Origin of the sequence: Amycolatopsis sp. TNS106 (assembly GCF_019330265.1) — a bacterium.
In the GTDB taxonomy this organism is placed as follows: Bacteria; Actinomycetota; Actinomycetes; order Mycobacteriales; family Pseudonocardiaceae; genus Amycolatopsis; species Amycolatopsis lurida.
In genome coordinates this window covers 5,466,297-5,484,132 of record NZ_CP024972.1, presented here as the reverse complement: position 1 = coordinate 5,484,132, position 17,836 = coordinate 5,466,297, and the positions used below count along the sequence as shown (strand labels likewise).

The 17,836-nt window shown below is 68.5% G+C and carries 20 protein-coding genes; 10 read left to right on the top strand and 10 right to left on the bottom strand.

The features are described from left to right. On the bottom strand, positions 1–591 hold the full coding sequence (locus CVV72_RS24660; RefSeq protein ID WP_219146004.1) for an NADPH-dependent F420 reductase: 591 nt from the start codon (positions 589–591) through the stop codon (positions 1–3). 76 nt (positions 592–667) lie between these two features. On the opposite strand from CVV72_RS24660, the gene CVV72_RS24655 reads away from it, so the two are divergent. Continuing rightward, positions 668–1,027 carry a helix-turn-helix domain-containing protein gene (locus CVV72_RS24655; protein WP_219146003.1) on the top strand — a complete coding sequence of 120 codons (360 nt, stop codon included), beginning with the start codon at positions 668–670 and terminating at the stop codon, positions 1,025–1,027. An 82-nt stretch (positions 1,028–1,109) separates the two neighbouring features. Here the strand turns inward: CVV72_RS24655 and CVV72_RS24650 are convergent, their stop codons facing one another. Beyond that, the gene (locus CVV72_RS24650) at positions 1,110–2,090 is read right to left on the bottom strand and encodes a sugar-binding transcriptional regulator (protein WP_219146002.1); all 981 of its coding nucleotides are present in this window, start codon (positions 2,088–2,090) and stop codon (positions 1,110–1,112) included. Positions 2,091–2,219: 129 nt separating this feature from the next. On the opposite strand from CVV72_RS24650, the gene CVV72_RS24645 reads away from it, so the two are divergent. From CVV72_RS24645 to CVV72_RS24630, 4 genes are read left to right on the top strand one after another with little or no spacing between them, the layout of a single operon-like run. After that, complete coding sequence (locus tag CVV72_RS24645; protein WP_219146001.1) at positions 2,220–3,224, top strand: zinc-dependent alcohol dehydrogenase family protein; 1,005 nt, start codon at positions 2,220–2,222, stop codon at positions 3,222–3,224. Further along, entirely contained in the window at positions 3,217–4,557 is a 1,341-nt protein-coding gene (locus tag CVV72_RS24640; protein WP_219146000.1) for a sugar ABC transporter substrate-binding protein, read from the top strand. The genes CVV72_RS24645 and CVV72_RS24640 overlap by 8 nt, the downstream gene beginning before the upstream one ends. Continuing rightward, positions 4,557–5,492: a carbohydrate ABC transporter permease gene (locus tag CVV72_RS24635; RefSeq protein ID WP_037332403.1), complete on the top strand. Its 936-nt coding sequence runs from the start codon at positions 4,557–4,559 to the stop codon at positions 5,490–5,492. The genes CVV72_RS24640 and CVV72_RS24635 overlap by 1 nt, the downstream gene beginning before the upstream one ends. Further along, a complete protein-coding gene (locus CVV72_RS24630) occupies positions 5,489–6,304 on the top strand; it encodes a carbohydrate ABC transporter permease (protein ID WP_034304644.1) in 816 nt (271 codons plus the stop codon). Before CVV72_RS24635 ends, CVV72_RS24630 begins: the two co-directional genes overlap by 4 nt. A 232-nt stretch (positions 6,305–6,536) precedes the next feature. Here the strand turns inward: CVV72_RS24630 and CVV72_RS24625 are convergent, their stop codons facing one another. Both CVV72_RS24625 and CVV72_RS24620 read right to left on the bottom strand, forming a co-directional pair. Beyond that, positions 6,537–6,731, bottom strand: a complete 195-nt coding sequence (locus tag CVV72_RS24625) for a ferredoxin (protein WP_126735249.1) — start codon at positions 6,729–6,731, stop codon at positions 6,537–6,539. Positions 6,732–6,739: 8 nt separating this feature from the next. Further along, entirely contained in the window at positions 6,740–7,954 is a 1,215-nt protein-coding gene (locus CVV72_RS24620; protein WP_219145999.1) for a cytochrome P450, read from the bottom strand. Between the two features lie 217 nt (positions 7,955–8,171). Between CVV72_RS24620 and CVV72_RS24615 the strand changes: the two genes are divergently transcribed. Beyond that, complete coding sequence (locus CVV72_RS24615) at positions 8,172–8,810, top strand: TetR/AcrR family transcriptional regulator (RefSeq protein ID WP_219145998.1); 639 nt, start codon at positions 8,172–8,174, stop codon at positions 8,808–8,810. A gap of 73 nt (positions 8,811–8,883) precedes the next feature. Here CVV72_RS24615 and CVV72_RS24610 read toward each other — a convergent pair whose 3' ends face one another. Genes CVV72_RS24610 through CVV72_RS24590 form a run of 5 tightly spaced genes read right to left on the bottom strand, consistent with a single transcriptional unit; the run spans position 8,884 to position 13,969 of the window. After that, positions 8,884–9,750 carry an aldehyde dehydrogenase family protein gene (locus CVV72_RS24610; protein ID WP_219145997.1) on the bottom strand — a complete coding sequence of 289 codons (867 nt, stop codon included), beginning with the start codon at positions 9,748–9,750 and terminating at the stop codon, positions 8,884–8,886. Beyond that, positions 9,743–11,176 (bottom strand): aldehyde dehydrogenase family protein, encoded by a 1,434-nt coding sequence (locus tag CVV72_RS24605; protein WP_192746711.1) that lies wholly within the window; start codon positions 11,174–11,176, stop codon positions 9,743–9,745. Before CVV72_RS24605 ends, CVV72_RS24610 begins: the two co-directional genes overlap by 8 nt. Positions 11,177–11,179: 3 nt before the next feature. Then, a complete protein-coding gene (deoC, locus tag CVV72_RS24600) occupies positions 11,180–12,154 on the bottom strand; it encodes a deoxyribose-phosphate aldolase (RefSeq protein ID WP_192746710.1) in 975 nt (324 codons plus the stop codon). 19 nt (positions 12,155–12,173) lie between these two features. Then, positions 12,174–13,334 (bottom strand): serine hydrolase, encoded by a 1,161-nt coding sequence (locus tag CVV72_RS24595; RefSeq protein WP_219145996.1) that lies wholly within the window; start codon positions 13,332–13,334, stop codon positions 12,174–12,176. 23 nt (positions 13,335–13,357) lie between these two features. Next, entirely contained in the window at positions 13,358–13,969 is a 612-nt protein-coding gene (locus tag CVV72_RS24590) for a DUF1707 domain-containing protein (RefSeq protein WP_219154098.1), read from the bottom strand. Positions 13,970–14,074: 105 nt separating this feature from the next. Here CVV72_RS24590 and CVV72_RS24585 point away from each other — a divergent pair, with 105 nt between their 5' ends. From CVV72_RS24585 to CVV72_RS24570, 4 genes are all read left to right on the top strand, one after another. Further along, positions 14,075–14,518, top strand: a complete 444-nt coding sequence (locus CVV72_RS24585; protein WP_219145995.1) for a protein-tyrosine phosphatase family protein — start codon at positions 14,075–14,077, stop codon at positions 14,516–14,518. Between the two features lie 18 nt (positions 14,519–14,536). Continuing rightward, positions 14,537–15,160, top strand: a complete 624-nt coding sequence (upp, locus tag CVV72_RS24580; RefSeq protein ID WP_037332384.1) for a uracil phosphoribosyltransferase — start codon at positions 14,537–14,539, stop codon at positions 15,158–15,160. A gap of 92 nt (positions 15,161–15,252) precedes the next feature. After that, positions 15,253–15,846, top strand: coding sequence for an RNA polymerase sigma factor (locus CVV72_RS24575; protein ID WP_219154097.1), 594 nt, complete (start codon positions 15,253–15,255; stop codon positions 15,844–15,846). Next, a complete protein-coding gene (locus CVV72_RS24570; protein ID WP_219145994.1) occupies positions 15,843–17,126 on the top strand; it encodes a hypothetical protein in 1,284 nt (427 codons plus the stop codon). The genes CVV72_RS24575 and CVV72_RS24570 overlap by 4 nt, the downstream gene beginning before the upstream one ends. Positions 17,127–17,236: 110 nt before the next feature. Here the strand turns inward: CVV72_RS24570 and CVV72_RS24565 are convergent, their stop codons facing one another. Then, positions 17,237–17,833, bottom strand: a complete 597-nt coding sequence (locus tag CVV72_RS24565; protein ID WP_219145993.1) for a TetR/AcrR family transcriptional regulator — start codon at positions 17,831–17,833, stop codon at positions 17,237–17,239. Positions 17,834–17,836 lie beyond the last annotated feature (3 nt).

The following is a 17,836-nucleotide window of genomic DNA, read 5'->3' as shown; positions in this document are numbered from 1 at the left end:
TCACACCGGAAGGGGCGGGAAGCAGGCCTGCGCGTCGTGGCCGTCGAACCAGAGCCCGACCGTGAACGCCATCGTCGCCTCCATGAGCGCGGCCCGGTCGAGGCCGCCCGCTACCAGTGGAACGCACCCGATGTCGCGGACCAGTTCGCTCACTTCGCCGACCCTGTCGCCGCAGATCGGCACCGCCAGCGGACGGCCGCCGAACACCGGCGGTGTCATCCGCCAGACGTCCACGTGGCACAGGTTGAACGCCTTGACCACGTGGGCGTCCGGTGCGGCGGCGGCGATCCGGGCGGCCTGATCGGGCACCGTGAGCACGGCGCCCTCACCGACCGCGTTGGTGCAGTCGATCAGCACCTTTCCGGCGAGATCCCCCGCGGCGGCAAGGACTTCCGTCACCGACGCGGCGGGAACGGCGAGCAGGATGACGTCACTGGCCCGGGCGGTCTCCTCCCAGGTCCCCACGCGCGGGGAAATCCTGGCTGCCTTGGCCCGGTCGCGGGCGGCGACCCTCACCTCGTGCCCGGCCCCGGCCCACTGGCCGCCGAGCGCCTCCGCCATCCCGCCGGCACCGAAGATACCGATACGCATGTGCTGCTCCCTAAGATCGAGTTAACCCCATGACCGTAGAAAGCCGTGCGGGTACCGATTGGTTACCGGAGGTCCGATGAACGACGTCTTCCTCGCCGATTGCCGTGCCCGGCTGGCCTTCGACCTGATGGCGAACACGTGGAACCCGGTCGTCCTGTGGGCTCTGCGCGACGGGCCGCTGCGGCCGGCCGAACTGCGGCGACGGCTCGGCGGGATCAGCACGAAGGTGCTCACGGAGACGGTCCGGCGGCTGGAGTTCAACGGGCTCGTCAGCAGGCGCGACTGTGGCCGGACGGCGAAGGTCGAGTACTCGCTGACGGACCTCGGGACCACCCTGCTGGCGCCCATCGAAGCGTTCGGGGAGTGGGCGTTCAGGCATGGCGACGAGGTGATGGCGGCGCAGGACGAGGCGTCCCGGTTACGCGAACTCGCGTGATTGAGCGGCGATCTCGCGTGATTGAAGGCGTAACTCGCGTGATTGGGCGGCGATCTCGCGTGATTGGAGGCGTAACTCGCGGTCAGGGGAGCGGGCGGGCCTCGGCCAGTTTGAGCAGCGGGACGGCCGCGGCGGCGTCGGTGATCAGCGTCGAGACCATGCCCGAGCGCAAGACGGCGTCGATCGCTTCGGCCTTCGGTTCGGTGTAGCCCAGCGCGATCACTTCGGGGACGGCCAGCAGGTCCTCGGCGCTGATGGCCAGGACGTGGTGGGCCAGGCCGGTGGACATCGGGTTCCCGTCGGCGTCGAACAGGCGCGCGGAGACCTCGGCCTTGGCGCCGCGTTTCGCGATCGCGCTCCGCTCGGCCTCGTCGAGCGCGTCGTAGACCGTCGACTCCTCGGGCTTCCACGCACCGATGCTGACGACGGCCTTGGTCAGGTTCTTGAACTGCCCGAAGGTCTCCGCGATGCCGGGTTGCCTGCGCAGCGTTTCGGTGGTGCGGCGGTCGGGGAGGACTAGCGGGCCGAAGATCGGGTACGGCTCGCCGCCGGACACCGACGCGACGCGGCTGACCGTCTCCACCGACCGGTCGCGCATGTCCATCCCCGCCTGCACTCCGCACAGCTGTACGACCGGGCATCGGGGCAGCGACTCGATCGCGTCGGTCATCGCGTTCACCGAACGTGCCCACGACAGGCCGAGGACGTCGCCGGGAGTGACGATTTCGGTCAGGAGGCGGGCGGCGAGCGTGCCGATCTTGCGCCGTGCCACTTCGCGGGATTCCGGTTCGGGCGCTCGTTCGAGCACGAGGACCCGGTCGAGCCGATACGCCGCGCGGATCTCCTCGGACAGCACGAGATCGACCGGCGCCGGCAGCCGGAACTCGACGCGGACGATGCCGCTTTCCCTGGCCGTGTCCAGCATCCGCGCGACCTTGAACCGGCTGATCCCGAACTCTTCGGCGATCTCGAGTTTCGAGGCGCCCTGTTCGTAGAACCGCCGGGCCACCGCGGCCAGGCGCAGCGATTCCACCAGGCCGGGACCCTGCTTCTTCCCGCTCATATGAGCACTATACCGCGAAATCGACCCGAAAGGTTGACGTAACAACAGCGAAAAGTTCACCATGCCTGAACATGCAGTCCGAAGCATAGGCCCGTCCCGCTCATTTGAGCGGAGAGAAGAGGAGCTGGCATGCGTGCCGCGATCGTGGACAAGCCCGGGGAGATCAGGGTCGGCGAGGTGCCCGATCCGAAACCGGGGGATCGCCAGGTCGTCGTCAAGGTGGGTGCCTGCGGGATCTGCGGGACCGACCTCCACATCGCCGACGGGCACTTCCCGCCGACGCCCTATCCGATCGTCCCCGGCCACGAGTTCGCCGGCGAGATCGTCGAACTCGGCGCGGATGTGCCGGGCGGCTGGAAGATCGGCGACCGGGTGGCCGTCGACCCGTCGCTGTTCTGCGGCTACTGCAAGCCTTGCCGGTCGGGCCGCGGCAACCTCTGCGAGAACTGGAACGCGACCGGCGACACCGTGAACGGTGCCTTCGCCGAGTACGTCGCCGTCCCTTCGGCGAACTGTTACCGCATGCCGGACACGATGACCTGGGAACAGGGTGCCCTCGTCGAGCCGGTCTCCTGCGCGGTCCACGGCGTGCGCCGGATCGGCGTCGAGGCGGGGGAGCGGTTCCTCGTCGTCGGCGCGGGCACGATGGGGCTGATCATGCAGCAGTTGCTGCAGCGCGCGGGCGCCCACGTCACGGTGGTCGACCGCAACACGTCCCGCCTCGGCCGGGCAATGGACCTCGGCGCGGCCGCGGTCGCGGGCGACGTGAAGGACCTCGACGACGAGAAGTTCGACGCCGCCGCGGACTGCACCGGCGCCGCGCCCGCCATCGAAGCCGCTTTCGACTCGCTTCAGCGCGGAGGCCGCCTACTGGTCTTCGGTGTCGCGCCCGCCGAAGCACGCGTCGCGCTTTCGCCGTTCCGGATCTACAACGACGAGATCACCGTCGTCGGCTCGATGGCCGTCATGAACAGCTTCGGCACCGCGCTCGACCTGGTCGCCGACGGCGCCGTCGACACCGCCGCGCTGCTCACCGACACCCTGCCGCTGGAGCAGTACCCCGACGCTCTCGCCCTCATGCGCAGCGGTGCCGGCCTGAAGGTGCAGGTCATACCGGGAGGCGAAGGTGCGTAAAGCGGCCGCTCTGCTCGGGGTCCTGCTGCTGACCCTCACCGGTTGCGCCGGAGCGGGCGCGCTCGGGACCGGTGACCGGACGCTCGTCGTCGCGATCGTCGCGAACCCGCAGATGAAGGACGCCATCGAGCTTTCCGGCGAGTTCGAGAAGGCGAATCCCGGCGTCAGCCTCAAATTCGTGTCCCTGCCCGAAAACCAGGCACGCGCGAAGATCACCGCGTCGACGGCCACCGAGGGCGGCGAGTTCGACGTCGTCATGATCAGCAACTACGAGGCGCCGCAGTGGGCCGCGAACGGCTGGCTCGAAAACCTCGGCCCGCATATCGCGGCGAACCCGTCCTACGACGCGGACGACTTCATCCCGAGCATCAAGGAATCCTTGTCGCACAACGGGTCGCTCTACGCCGTGCCGTTCTACGGCGAGTCGTCGTTCCTGGCCTACCGGAAGGATCTGTTCGAGCAGGCCGGAATCACCATGCCCGCCAAACCGACATGGACCCAGATCGCCGAGTACGCCGCGAAACTCGACGACAAGGCCAAGGGCATCGCCGGGATCTGCCTGCGTGGCAAGCCGGGCTGGGGCGAGAGCCTCGCGCCGTTCACCACGGTCGCCAACACCTTCGGCGCCCAGTGGTTCGACAAGGACTGGAACGCGAAGCTGACCAGCCCCGAGTTCAAGGCCGCCGCGGAGTTCTACGTGAACCTCGTGCGGAACCACGGCGAGGTCGGCGCGTCGAGCGCGGGCTTCTCCGAATGCGGCACGCGGTACACCCAAGGCCAGGCCGCGATGTGGTACGACGCCACGGTCATGGCGGGGACGAACGAAGACCCGTCGGCCAGCAAGGTCGTCGGTAAATCCGGCTACGCCCCGGCGCCGGTCGAGAAGACGCAGTCGAGCGGCTGGCTCTACACGTGGGCGCTGGCGATCCCGAAGGTCTCGAAGCACAAGGACATCGCCTTCAAGTTCATGTCCTGGATGACCGACAAGGCGTACGTGCAGCGGGTCGCCAAGGAGTTCGGCGACTGGAACCGCGTGCCACCGGGGGTGCGGAAATCGACCTACGACATTCCTGAATACCGCGAGGCCGCCAAGGCCTACGCGCAGCCGACGCTGGACGGGATCGCGGACGCCGACCAGCGCAAGGCGATGGTGAATCCGGTGCCCTACCCCGGGATCCAGTTCGTCGGCATTCCCGAGTTCCAGGATCTCGGCACCCGCGTGAGCCAGCAGCTTTCGGCGGCGATCGCGGGCCAGATCACCGTGGACGAAGCACTCGAACAGGCACAGGAGTACGCGCAGACCGTCGGCAAGTCGTATCAGGAGGTGCAGTGATGGCCACGATCTCCGCTCCTGCCCGCCCGGAGCCCGCCCACGCGAAGAAGGCGGCTCCGAAACGCGGCACCGATACGCCGTTCAAACGACGGCTGCCGCTCCTGCCCGCGCTGCTGTTCGTCGTCGCCGTGACGCAGTTGCCCTTCGTGCTGACGGTGTTCTACTCGTTCCAGTCGTGGAACCTGGTGCGCCCGGGCTCGCGGCATTTCGTCGGGCTGCGGAACTACATCGACGTCTTCGCCGACTCGACGTTCCTCGGCGCGCTGCTGAACACCGTGGTGCTGACGGTCGTGTGCGTGTTCTTCTCGCTGCTGCTCGGCCTGGGGCTGGCGATCCTGCTGGACCGCAAGTTCCTGGGCCGCGGGGTGGTCCGCACCCTGCTGATCACGCCGTTCCTGATCCTGCCCGCGGCGGGCGCGCTGCTGTGGAAGACGACGATGTTCGACCCGACCTACGGGTTGCTGCACTTCGTGTTCGGCACCGACGTCGACTGGCTTTCGGAGTTCCCGCTGGCCGCGGTGATGGCCCAGGTCGTCTGGCAGTGGACGCCGTTCATGATGCTGCTGATCCTGGCCGGATTGCAGAGCCAGCCGAAGGACGTGCTGGAGGCCGCGTCGGTCGACGGCGCCGGCCGCTGGCGGACGTTCACCGCGATCACGCTGCCGCATCTGAGCCGGTTCCTGCAGCTGGCGACATTGCTGGGCGCGATCTACATCGTGAACAGTTTCGACGCGATCTTCCTGATGACGCAAGGTGGCCCGGGGACGGCCAGCACGAACCTGCCGTTCTACATCTACCAGCGGGCGTTCCAGGGTTTCGACATCGGGCAGTCGTCCGCGATGGGCGTGATCGTCGTGATCCTGACGATGATCGTCGCGACCTTCGCGCTGCGGCTGATGTTCCGCACGTTCTCGGTACAGGGAGGCGCGAAATGAAAAGCCGCTTCGGCCCCGGCGCGCTGACGGTCGCGACCTGGGTGATCGCGATCCTGTTCGTGTTCCCGCTGCTGTGGATGATCCTCACGGCCTTCAAACAGGAGGCCGACGCCTACACCGATCCGCCGCGACTGTTCTTCACCCCGACCCTCGACCAGTTCGCGGGCGTGCTCGAACGCGGCTTCCTGCCGTACCTGTCGAACTCGGCGTTCGTGACCGTCGTTTCGACGCTTTTCGTGCTACTGCTGGGAATCCCGGCGGCGTACGCGCTTTCGCTGGCGCCGGTGAAGGGGACGAGCAACGCGCTCGGCTTCTTCCTGTCGACGAAGATGCTGCCGATCGTGGCGGCGATCATCCCGCTCTACGTGATCTCGCAGAACACGCGGCTGCTGGACAACGTGTGGGCGCTGATCATCCTGTACACCTCGATGAACCTGCCGCTGGCGATCTGGATGATGCGGTCGTTCTTCCTGGAGGTGCCGCACGAGATGATCGAGGCGGGGCGGATCGACGGGGCGACGCTGCCGATCCTGCTGCGGAAGATCATCATGCCGGTGGTCGCGCCCGGGGTGGCCGCGACCGCGCTGATCTGCGTGATCTTCTCGTGGACCGAGTTCTTCTACTCGGTCAACCTCACCGCCGCCCGGGCCGGGACGGTACCGGTGTTCCTGGTCGGGTTCATCACCAGCGAGGGCCTGTACTGGGCGCAGCTTTCCGCGGCCGCGCTGCTCGCGTCCCTGCCGGTGATGATCGTCGGCTGGATCGCGCAGAACCACCTGGTGCGGGGCCTGTCGATGGGCGCGGTCAAATAACCTCGTGATTGAAGCCGCAACTCGCGTGATTGAAGCCGCAACTCGCGTGATTGAAGCCGCAACTCGCGTGATCAGGGGCGGAACACGCGAGTGCGGCCTTCAGCCACGCGAGTTACGTGCCTGATCACGCGAGTTACGCCTTCGCTCACGCCGGGCCGCCTGTGGCCCGGTCCGTGAAGGCCTCCTTGAGGGAACCAGAGTCCCTCAAGGAGGCCTTCACGGACTTCGGACCCTACGCGAGCGACAGTGCCTGACCCGGGCAGATGTGCACGGCGGTGCGGGCGTTCTCTTCAGCCTCTTCGCCTTCGGGCTCGGCGTTCAGCACGATGACCGTCCCGTCGTCCTCGCTCTGGTCGAACAGGTCGGGATCGGTGAGCACGCACTGGCCCGCGCCCACGCACTTCCCGGTGTCCGCGATGATCTTCATGGCTCCTCCTACCAGGTGACCGGAAGGGCGTGGAGGCCGTAGATCGTCGAATCGTGCTTGAACGGCAGTTCGTCGACCGGAACGGCGATCCGGAGGCCCGGTACTCGCCGGAACAACGTATCGAAGACGATCTGGAGTTCCAACCTCGCCAAGTTCTGCCCGAGGCATTGGTGCACCCCGAATCCGAAGGCGACGTGATGGCGCGCGCCGCGTTCGATGTCGAAGGTGTCCGGGTTCTCGAAGCCGTCCGGATCGTGGTTGCCGGCGTTGCTCAGGCCGACGACGCCTTCACCCGCGCGGATGAGCGTTCCGCCGATCTCGACGTCCGCCGTGGCGAAGCGTGAGGTCGCCGTTTCCGCGATCGTGAAGACCCGCAGGAGTTCCTCGATCGCGGCGAGGGTCTTGCCCGGGTCCGCCTTGATCTTCGCCAGCTGGTCGGGGTTCTCCAGCAGGGTCACCGTGCCGAGCGAGATCATGTTCGCCGTGGTCTCGTGCCCGGCGATGAGCAGCAGGAACGCCAGCCCGACAAGGTCACTGTGTTCGCCGTGGTCGGCCTCCCGCTGCTTCAGGATCTGACGGCCGAGGAGGTCGTCCTCGGTGGCGTTCGCTTCCTTCTTGGTGACGAGCTCGTCGAGATAGTTCTCGAGCGACTCGAAAGCGGTCATCCGTTCTTCGGCGGTGACCTCCCGGCTGAGCATCCTGGAACTGCAGGACTGGAAGAACTCGTGGTCCGAATAGGGGACGCCGAGCAGTTCGCAGATCACCAGGGACGGAACCGGCAGGGAAAGCGCCTGGACGAGATCGGCGGGTTTGGGTCCGGCGAGCAGGGCGTCGAGATGTTCGTCGACGATCTGCTGAATTCGCGGTTGAAGCGCTTTCATGCGCTTGACGGTGAATTCCCCGACGACGTCCCGCCTGGCCCTGCTGTGTTCCGGCGGGTCCATCGCGATGAGGGACGGGCGGAACGGCTTGTCCTCGCGGCGGATCTGCCGCGCGACCATCAGCGGGAACGACGGACTCTGCCGGTCGGAACTGAAATGCGGGCTGCTCAGCATTTCGCGGATGTCTTCGAGCCGGGTGAGCGCCCAAGCCGTTTGCCCGGAAGGAAGACCGACCCGGGAAACCGGACTTTCCCGGCGAAGCCGTTCGTATTCGGGCGGCGGCGAAAACGGGCATTTCCGGGCCAGTGGCAAGGTCGCGGTGGTTTCCTCGACGTCGGTCATCGGGTTGTCCTTCCCCAGATGTCGGGTGGGTTCGGGTGGAATCGGACAGGGGGCCCCAAAAACGTATGCGGATGGATTCATTCCGCTTATGCCACCAAGGTACTCAAGTGGAGACGGGTCGTCCACTCGCGAAGGGGTGGTTTCCCGGGAGGCGTGAAGGGCACGCCCTTACGTGCGAGAATCACGGCCCTGAAGGACCCTTCGAGAGGCGAGGATCATGACTGCCGACCCCGAGACCCGCTTGCGCGCCGACGCGCGCCGGAACCGGGATCAGATCCTGGCCGCCGCGAGAGCCATCTTCGCCGCTCAAGGCGCCGAGGTCCCGATGGAGGAGATCGCGCGCTCGGCCGGTGTCGGCGTCGGCACCTTGTACCGGCGGTTCCCGGACCGCGACGCGCTGATCAGGGCGGTCGCCGTCGACAACTTCGACCGGGTTCTGAGGGACGCGAAGGCCGCGAGGGATCAGGAAGCCTCGGACTGGGAGGCGCTGATCCGGCTGCTGCACCAGTCGATGGAGCTGCAGCTGAGCATTCAGCTCGCGATGGTGTCGCCGCGGGCGCTGGCGATCCTGAAGAGCGATCCCGCGATCAAGGCCCTGCGTGACGAGTTGCTGCTGGTGATGGACGCTTTCGTCCGGGGAGCGCAGGCGGAGGGCAGGCTCCGCACGGATGTCGCCACCGGGGACGTCGCGATCCTGTTCGCGACGCTGCTTCGGCAGATGCCGGGCAAGGGCGAGGAGGTCGCGCGGATGGCGACCCGGCGCTGCATCGGGATCATGATCGACGGCCTGCGGGCCGTCGGCGCGAACGAGCCGCTGCCGGGACGGGCGCTGACCGGGGCCGATCTCGACCCGTGAGCCCCCGGCCCCGGCGCAAGTAGGTGACTAATTGCGCCGGGGAAGAGGTGTCCAACTGCGCGAACCGGGTGGGTCAGACACCCAGCGGATGCCAGACCGTCTTCGCCTCCAGGTACCGCCGCAGCCGCGAGATGTCGGCGTCGGCGGTCCAGTCCGGCTCGGTGTCCGGAACGGTCAGGACCCGCTTCACGGTCCCCGCGGCTTCCCGCGCCAAGTCCGCCCGCGCGGACGGCTCGGCGCCGGTCGGGTCGAGGGCGTTGACGTCCCCGTGCGACGCGAGCCACGAGCCCAGCTCCGACGCGCGGCCGGTCAGGATGTTGGCGACCCCGCCGGGCAGATCGGACGTCGCCAGGACCTCCGAGAGCGTGATCGCGGGCAGCGGCCGGTCCGCGCTGGAGACGACCACCGCGGTCGAGCCGGTCGCCAGCACCGGGGCCAGCACGCTCACCAGGCCCAGCAACGACGACTGCTGCGGCGCCAGCACTCCCACGACACCGGTCGGTTCCGGCACGGTGAAGGAGAAGTACGGGCCCGCGACCGGGTTGGCCCCGCCGAGCACGGTCGCGATCTTGTCCGTCCAGCCCGCGTACCAGACCCAGCGGTCGATCGACGCGTCCACAATGGACTGAGCCTTCTTCGCCGCGACGCCTTCGGACGCCGAAACCTCCGCGACGAACTGGTCGCGGCGGCCTTCCAGCATCTCCGCCACCCGGTACAGCACCTGGCCGCGGTTGTACGCGGTCGCCGCCGACCAGCCGCCGAAAGCCTTGCGCGCGGCGGAAACCGCGTCGCGGACGTCCTTGCGGGACGCGTGCGAGGCGTTCGCCAGGAACTTGCCCTTGGTGTCGGTGACCGGGTACACGCGGCCGGATTCCGAGCGCGGGAACTTGCCGCCGATGTAGAGCTTGTAGGTCTTCGCCACCGAAATACGGTCAGACATCGAGGTAGGCCTCCAGTCCGGTGCGTCCGCCTTCGCGGCCGAAACCCGACTCCTGGTAGCCGCCGAACGGCGCGGCGGGATCGAAGCGGTTGAACGTGTTGGCCCAGACGACGCCGGCGCGGAGCTGGTTCGCCATCCAGAGAATGCGCGAACCCTTCTCGGTCCAGATTCCGGCGGAGAGCCCGTACGGCGTGTTGTTCGCCTTGGTGACGGCCTCGTCCGGCGTGCGGAAGGTCAGCACCGAAAGCACCGGCCCGAAGATCTCCTCGCGGGCGATGCGCATCGACTGCTGGACATCGGAGAACACGGTGGGGGCGAAGAAGAAACCGCGTTCCGGCACCGGGCACGGGCTGGTCCAGCGCTGGGCGCCCTCGGCGTCGCCGGATTCCACCAGGCCCTTGATCTTCGCGAGCTGCTCGGCGGAGTTGATCGCGCCGATGTCGGTGTTCTTGTCCAGCGGGTCGCCCAGCCTCAGCGTCGAGACGCGGTACCGCAGCTTCTCGAGCAGCTCTTCGGCGATGGATTCCTGCACCAGCAGGCGCGAACCCGCGCAGCACACGTGGCCCTGGTTGAAGAAGATCCCGTTGACGATCCCCTCGACGGCCTGGTCCAGCGGAGCGTCATCGAAGACGACGTTCGCCGCCTTGCCGCCCAGCTCCAGCGTCAGCTTCTTCGCGGTGCCCGCGATCTGGCGCTGGATGGCCTTGCCGACCTCGGTCGATCCGGTGAAGGCGACCTTGTTCACGTCGCCGTGGCCCACCAGCGCGGCGCCGATGTCCCCGGCGCCGGGCAGGATGTTCACCACGCCGGGCGGGAGTTCGGCCTGCTGGCAGATCTCCGCGAACACGAGCGCGGTCAGCGGCGTGGTCTCCGCGGGCTTGAGCACCACGGTGTTGCCGGTGGCCAGCGCGGGCGCGATCTTCCACGCCAGCATCAGCAGCGGGAAGTTCCACGGGATGACCTGGCCCGCGACACCGAGCGGCTTCGGGTTCGGGCCGTAGCCGGCGTAGTCGAGCTTGTCGGCCCAGCCGGCGTGATAGAAGAAGTGCGCGGCGGCCGTCGGCACGTCGGAATCGCGCGATTCCTTGATCGGCTTGCCGTTGTCGAGACTTTCCAGCACGGCCAGTTCCCGCGACCGCTCCTGGATCAGACGCGCGATGCGGAACAGGTACTTGGCACGTTCGGAACCCGGCATCTTGGACCAGACGTTGTTGTACGCCTTGCGCGCGGCCTTCACCGCACTGTCCACATCGGACACCGACGCGGTGCCGACCTCGGCGAGCACCTCTTCGGTGGCCGGGTTGATCGTCTTGAGCGGCTCACCGGAGCCGTCGACGAATTCGCCGTTCACGAACGGCCGGTAATGCGGTTTGAGGTTCGCGAGGTCGCGCGATTCGGGCGCGGGCGCGTACTCGAAGATGCCCATGGATCAGTCCACCGTCACGTAGTCGGGACCGCTGTAGTGGCCGTCGGCCTGGGTGCGGCGCTGCAGCAGGAGGTCGTTGAGCAGGCTGGACGCCCCGAACCGGAACAGATCCGGGTTCAGCCACTGCTCGCCGGCGACCTCGTGCACCGCGACCAGGTACTTGATCGCGTCCTTGGTCGTCCGGATGCCGCCGGCCGGTTTGACGCCGCGCAGTTCACCGGTCTGGACGAACCAGTCGCGGACGGCCTGCAGCATCACGTGGGTGACCGGCAGCGTCGCGGCGGGCGACACCTTGCCGGTGGAGGTCTTGATGAAGTCGCCGCCCGCCAGCAGCGCGAGCCAGGACGCGCGGCGGACGTTGTCGTAGGTGGCGAGCTCACCGGTTTCGAGGATGACCTTGAGGTGAGCGCTGCCGCAGGCGGCCTTGATCGCCTGGATCTCCTCGAAGACCTCCAGGTACCGGCCTTCCAGGAACGCGCCGCGGTCGATCACCATGTCGATCTCGGCGGCGCCGGCGTCGACGGCGATCTTGGTGTCGGCCAGCTTGATCTCGCGGCTCGTGCGGCCGGCCGGGAAGCCGGTGGCCACACTGGCGACGTGGATGCCGGTGCCGCGAAGCGCCTCGACAGCCGTCTCGACCATGTCCGGGTACACACACACGGCCGCGACCCGCGGGGTGTCCGGGCGTTCCGGGTCCGGCCGCATGGCCTTCGCGGCGAGCGCGCGGACCTTGCCCCGGGTGTCGGCGCCTTCGAGGGTCGTCAGGTCGACCATCGAAATGGCGGTGTCGATCGCCCAGAGCTTGGCGGCCTTCTTGATGCTGCGCGTGCCGAGTCCCGCCGCCCGCTGCTCGACGCCGACCTGGTCGACACCAGGCAGCCCGTGCAGGAACCGGCGCAGGCTCGCCTCGTCGCGAGTCGCGTCCGCCAGCGGCGACGGGGTGGCCGTCGCCGCTGACGAGCTGGTCGTAGCTGTCATACGGGTGAGTGTAAGCGGCCTACAGGCTGGGCACCGGGGCCTGGGCGACCGCCCTGGTCGGGACCACCGGCGAGCAGAACTCGGAGATCATCGGCAGCTGACGCTTGAGCGCGGCCTCCGGCGACGCGGTGAGGTCCACGGTGGCCAGCGTGGAGATGTTCTTGCCGGAATCGTCGTGGAAGCTGAGGGTGGCGAACCCCGGAAGGTCGCCGCCGTGACCCCAGACCGAGATGTCCTCGGCGCAGGCGCCCGCCGTCTTGAGGTTCAGCTTCATCAGACCGAGGCCGTACTCCATGCCGCCGCCCACCGCGACCGTCTTCCTCATCTCCGCCACCAGAGCGGCGGGCAGCAGGCGCCCGCCGAACAACGCCTCGAAGAAGCGGTTGAGGTCCTTGGCCGAAGACACCATGCCGCCCGCGCCGAAGTAGCGCGAGTAGTTGTAGGTGGTGACGTCGGTGAGGCCGCGCGGCGCGTCGTACAACTGCTCGTAGCCGCGGGCGGCCGGGCGGAGCAGGAACGGGAAGTCGCGGGGGAGCGAGGTGTCGCGCAGGTGCAGCGGCCCGGTGACGCGCTCGGCGAGCGCGCGTTCCAACGGCTTCCGGGTGACCTTCTCGACCAGCAGGCCGAGGACGTTGTAGCCGGTGTTGGAGTAGGCCCAGCCCGTACCTGGTTTGAACTGCAGTGGCTGCTTCGAGACGCTCAAGCGGATCTGGTCGTCGCTGTCGAAGTGCTCGAAGCGTTCGGTGTCGACCTCCGGACCGGACGCCCAGGTGTCCTCGGGCGCCAGGTCGCGCGGGAGGCCGCTGGTGTGCTGCAGCAGCTGGCGGACGGTGATCGGCTCCGGATACGGCAACAGTCCAGGCAGGTAACGCCGCACGGGCTCGTCCAGCCCGACGCGCTTTTCCGCCACGAGCTGCAGGACCAGCGTCGCGACGAACACCTTCGACACACTCGCGATCCGCCAGCGGCCCGACGCGTCGGGCTTGCCCGGCCGGTCGATGTCCGCGACGCCGCTGACACCGCGGAATCCGTCGGAGACGGCGACCATGCCGGGGATGCCCGCGGCGACGGCCGCGTCCATCGCGGCTTGGCGCGGATCGGCGTCCTCGGCGGCCACCGCCGGTAAGGCGGTGGCGGAAAGCAGTGCGGCGCAAACGATCGCGACGAAACTTCGGCGCATGTGGTGAACCCCCCCAGTTCAGGTCAGGCTTCCAGTTCGGGTACGTCCTTTTTACGCGATTTCCGCTTCACGACGACGCCACCCCAGAACGCAAGGCCGGTGATCTTCACCGTCGGCGCGGTCGGCGGCGCCGGGGGCGTCCCGGCGCGATCCTCCAGTTCGAAGGCGCCCATGAAGCCGATTCCGGTGACGTCCACGTTGATGTCGTCGGGCACGATGATGTCGATCCCGCCCATGATCGCGACCGCGGTGATCGTCGAGTGCTTCTCGGCGAACCGCGCGTGCCGCAGATCGAGCTCGGCGCCGCCCCAGAACGCGAAACTGTTGTGCTGCGGCGGGACCACCCAGCTGCCCTTGCGCGACGCGCCCGACATGACGGCGATCGAGGCGCCGGAACCGGGATGCCCGCCGATGCGGTCGTCGGGCAGGCCGAGCGCACGCGACGTCGCAGGCTCGATCGCCGACCGGGACTGCTGGGGCAGATCCGCGGTGACCGGCTTGAGGTCGCCGACGGTCTTGGCCGCGTAGACGACGGTGAGCCGTTCCTCCAGCTCGTTGATGGTGATGCGTCCTTCGGACATCGCCGCGTGCAGCACCTGCGCGACCTGCTCGCGGTCGGCGTCGGAGATGCGCATCTGTTCGGGGCCCGGCAGGGCCGGCTCTTCACTCACCTGGAGGAGCCTAGCGCCGAGGAGAAGGCCAAGCGTCCATCTTCTGGTCGACAGTGGCATCCTCCGGTGATGGGGAACTCACTACCCGGCGCCGTCGAGCTGCCGGACGGGATCAAAGTGCGCGGACGGGGCCTGGGCCGCCCCTGGCCGGAAGGGCCCGTGCCGGATTTCGGACTGTATTTGGGCGGCGCGAAACTGCGCCGGAAGCACGATCACAAAATGGACTGGGAACGGGCGTGGATCCGCTGGCCCGACTTCCTCCTGCCGACGGACTGGGCGGACGCGCGGCGCCGGATCGTCGACCTGCACACCCGGGCGGCGGCGGGTGAAGGCGTCGAGGTCGCCTGTTACGGCGGAGTGGGTCGGACCGGCACGGTACTGTCCTGTCTCGCCACCCTTTCCGGGCTGAGCGCCGACGAGGCGGTGGCGTGGGCGCGGGCCAACCACGACAAGCGTTCGGTGGAGACACCCTGGCAGCGCCGGTGGGTCGGCTGGTTCGCGCGGCAGGCGTGACGGGCTAAATTGACCGGCATGGATGTGCACGTCGTTGATCACCCGCTGGCCAAGGCCAGGCTCTCCACCATGCGCGACGCGCGCACCGACAGCGCCGCCTTCCGTGCGGCGCTGCACGAACTGACCGTCATGCTGGTCTACGAAGCCACGCGCGACATGCCCGTGCGGATCGAGCGGATCCACACGCCGGTGGCGCGCACCGACGGCTACGCGCTGGCGAGCCCGCCGCTGCTCGTGCCGGTGTTGCGGGCCGGGCTCGGGATGGCGGACCAGGCGCACAAGCTGATCCCGGACGCCCAGATGGGTTTCGTCGGCCTCGCGCGCGACGAGGAGACGCTCAAGCCGACGCCGTATCTCGAGTCGCTGCCCGAATCGCTCGCCGACCGGCCGGTGATGGTGCTCGACCCGATGCTGGCGACCGGCGGATCGATGGAGTACACGATCCGCTTGCTCACCGACCGGGGCGCCACCGACGTCACCGCGATCTGCGCGCTGGCGGCTCCCGAGGGCATCGAGCATCTGGAGAAGACCGGGCTGCCGCTGCGGGTGGTGACCGCGAGCATCGACGAGCGGCTGAACGACTCCGGCTTCATCGTGCCCGGCCTCGGGGACGCGGGGGACCGGCAGTACGGGGCCGTCTGACACCGCCGGATCGCGTTTAGCCCGCTGAACGCGATCCGGCCGGTTCGCAACAACTCCGCCGTTGCCGGTCACTGACGGATGTGACCAGAACAGTGACCGGAACGGTGGGGGTGCCGGTGGACTCGTGCGAACCTCCTCCCGACAGGAGCGACACGGAGCTTTGGCGGGCGGCCGCGGGCGGTGATCATCCGGCGTTCACCGAGCTGTTCGAGCGCCACGCCCAGTCGGTGTGGAACCACGCCTACCGGCTGACGGGGTCGTGGGCGTCGGCCGAAGACCTGACATCGTCGACTTTTCTCACCGCCTGGCGGCGCCGGGCGGACATCACGCTCGTCCGCGACAGCGCGCTGCCCTGGCTGTACACCGTCGCGGGAAACCTCGCGCGCAGCGAACACCGCAGCACCGGGCGGCGGCTCCGGCTCGTCCGGCGGCTGCCGGAACCGCGGTCGGTGTCGGATCACGCCGACACCGTCGTCGACCAGCTCGACGGCGAGGACCGCCTCCGGCAGGTGCTCGCGTTGGTCGCGAAGCTGCCGAAGTCGCAGCGGCAAGCCGTCGAACTCTGCCTGCTCGGCGACCTCTCCTCCGGCGACGCCGCCGAACTGCTCGGCGTCGCCGAGGTGACCGTCCGTGCCCACATCTCGCGGGCCCGTGCGCAGCTGCGGGCCGCCCTGGAGGAGAAATGACCGACGACCTCGGCCTGCCAGGCAGGCGTGAACTCCCTCCGGAAGTCCTGGACAACCTGCGGATGTCCCTGCGGGAGGGGATGGGAAAACCCGAACGGCGGCGATGGCCGATCGCCGCCGCCGCGGCCGCCGTCGTGCTGGTCCTCGCGGGCGCTCTGGTCACGACCGTGCTCATCCGGGAGCCGGACCGGCAGGGCCCTGCCGTCGCGAGCGACCCTGACTTCGCTCTCGACCTGCCGAAGGCCGTGCCCGCCATGGACCGGTGCTGGGCGGCGCTCCAGACCCGGGGCAGGGCCGCGAGCTTCCCCGCCCGTGACGAATGGGTGCCGCAATTCACCGTCGCGCCGTCCTGGACGTCCGTGACGGTCGTCGCGGTGCGCGCGGGCGGCAAGACCTTCTTCTGTGAAACGACGTCGATCACGGCGACGGTGTCCGATCCCGACACCGCCCCGTCCTACGCGACGGGGACCAAGGCCGCGGCGCTGCTGACGAGCCGCGCCGGAACGGTCGCCGGGGTGGCCGACCCGGGCTGGGAAAAGATGGAGGTCTTCAGCCGGACCGCCGATTCGACGGCCTCGTCCGAGGTGCCGATCTTCCGGAACGGGAACCTGTTCGTGCTGCTTTCGCAGTCCAAACCGTCGCGGACCACGTACTCGGTCGGGCCGTACACCGGGCAGCCGGGCGACGGAGTCACCGTCGCGCCGCACGCCCTTCGGCCCGCGCCCGAACCGGCGGTGACGGAGATCGATCGCGTCCCGCCCGTGGTGCCGGACCGGGACACACCGGCGGGGAAGTTCTTCCAGACCTGCGTGGAGGGGGCGACCGAGCCGCTGCCCGACGTGGACGTGTACGAGATGGGGACGCTGCTCGAAGGCGATGACGTCAAGGTGGTCGTCGCCCGGCTCGGCGACAGGTTCGTCGTCTGCCAGGGCGGGCGCGGATATCACGACGGAACGAGCGAGTACTACCGCCTCTTCCCCGATTCGAGCACCGAGCAGCGGCCGGTGCGCAAACTTTCGACGGAAACGCTCGGCGGCTCCGAGCAGGGCGGGGCCGGCAGCGCTAAGAATCCGTTCATCGGGATCGTGCCGCGGACCGCGACCACGGTGAAGCTCGATTTCGGGGCGGGCAAGAAGGTCGACGCGACGGTCACCGACGGGACTTTCGCGGTCTGGCGACCGGACTGCACGGGGGCGATGGATCCGAACTCGCAGGTGGGCGTCGTCGTCCTCGATGCCGAAGGGAAGACGCTCCACGAGGGCACCCTGCCGCTCTACTGACCGCCAAGATCGCTGAACGCGAAAGTCCGTGAAGGCCTCCTTGAGAGACCCAGAGTCCCTCAAGGAGGCCTTCACGGACCGGCTGCCCGGCTCGGATCGCGTTCAGCGGGCTAAACGCGACGCAGCCAGCCCGCCGCGTTCACCCGCAGCGCGGTCTCGTAAGCCGTGCTCACGGTGTACTGCTCCGGCAGGTTCCCGTTCAGCTCCAGCGACACGAGCCCGTGCACGAATCCCCAGCAGGCCACCGTGACGACCTCGGGCGGCACGTCGAGGAAGACGCCGTCGGCGACGGCCTTGCGGATCGTCCCCTCCAGCGGTGCCATCGTGGCGCGGGCCTGCTCGGACGTCTCCTCCGCCGGTTCGAAACCCGGCACCGACTTCGTGAACATGATCGCGTAGAGATGCGGGTCGGCCAGCGCGCTTTCCCGGTACGCGACGCCGAGCCGCACCAGATCCTCGACCGGGTCACCGCTCAGCGTGACCCTGGACATCCGGCGCCCGAAGCGGCGGAACCCTTCGGTGAACAGGGCGCTGACGAGGTCCGTTTTCCCACCGAAGAGCGAATAGACCGCGGTGGTGGACGTGCCGACGTCGGCGGCCAGTTTGCGGAGGCTCAGCGCCTTGGGGCCGTCGGCCGAGATGAGTTCACCGGCGCGGTCCAGCAGTTTCAGCCGGAGGTTCTCGTCGTGCGTCCTGGGGCGGGGCATGTA

Coding starts and splice junctions, on each gene's coding strand:
- CVV72_RS24660 (WP_219146004.1), bottom strand. CDS start 591: ATGCGTATCGGTATCTTCGGTGCCGGCGGGATGGCGGAGGCGCTCGGC.
- CVV72_RS24655 (WP_219146003.1), top strand. CDS start 668: ATGAACGACGTCTTCCTCGCCGATTGCCGTGCCCGGCTGGCCTTCGAC.
- CVV72_RS24650 (WP_219146002.1), bottom strand. CDS start 2,090: ATGAGCGGGAAGAAGCAGGGTCCCGGCCTGGTGGAATCGCTGCGCCTG.
- CVV72_RS24645 (WP_219146001.1), top strand. CDS start 2,220: ATGCGTGCCGCGATCGTGGACAAGCCCGGGGAGATCAGGGTCGGCGAG.
- CVV72_RS24635 (WP_037332403.1), top strand. CDS start 4,557: ATGGCCACGATCTCCGCTCCTGCCCGCCCGGAGCCCGCCCACGCGAAG.
- CVV72_RS24630 (WP_034304644.1), top strand. CDS start 5,489: ATGAAAAGCCGCTTCGGCCCCGGCGCGCTGACGGTCGCGACCTGGGTG.
- CVV72_RS24625 (WP_126735249.1), bottom strand. CDS start 6,731: ATGAAGATCATCGCGGACACCGGGAAGTGCGTGGGCGCGGGCCAGTGC.
- CVV72_RS24620 (WP_219145999.1), bottom strand. CDS start 7,954: ATGACCGACGTCGAGGAAACCACCGCGACCTTGCCACTGGCCCGGAAA.
- CVV72_RS24615 (WP_219145998.1), top strand. CDS start 8,172: ATGACTGCCGACCCCGAGACCCGCTTGCGCGCCGACGCGCGCCGGAAC.
- CVV72_RS24610 (WP_219145997.1), bottom strand. CDS start 9,750: ATGTCTGACCGTATTTCGGTGGCGAAGACCTACAAGCTCTACATCGGC.
- CVV72_RS24605 (WP_192746711.1), bottom strand. CDS start 11,176: ATGGGCATCTTCGAGTACGCGCCCGCGCCCGAATCGCGCGACCTCGCG.
- deoC (WP_192746710.1), bottom strand. CDS start 12,154: ATGACAGCTACGACCAGCTCGTCAGCGGCGACGGCCACCCCGTCGCCG.
- CVV72_RS24595 (WP_219145996.1), bottom strand. CDS start 13,334: ATGCGCCGAAGTTTCGTCGCGATCGTTTGCGCCGCACTGCTTTCCGCC.
- CVV72_RS24590 (WP_219154098.1), bottom strand. CDS start 13,969: ATGCGCATCTCCGACGCCGACCGCGAGCAGGTCGCGCAGGTGCTGCAC.
- CVV72_RS24585 (WP_219145995.1), top strand. CDS start 14,075: ATGGGGAACTCACTACCCGGCGCCGTCGAGCTGCCGGACGGGATCAAA.
- upp (WP_037332384.1), top strand. CDS start 14,537: ATGGATGTGCACGTCGTTGATCACCCGCTGGCCAAGGCCAGGCTCTCC.
- CVV72_RS24570 (WP_219145994.1), top strand. CDS start 15,843: ATGACCGACGACCTCGGCCTGCCAGGCAGGCGTGAACTCCCTCCGGAA.
- CVV72_RS24565 (WP_219145993.1), bottom strand. CDS start 17,833: ATGCCCCGCCCCAGGACGCACGACGAGAACCTCCGGCTGAAACTGCTG.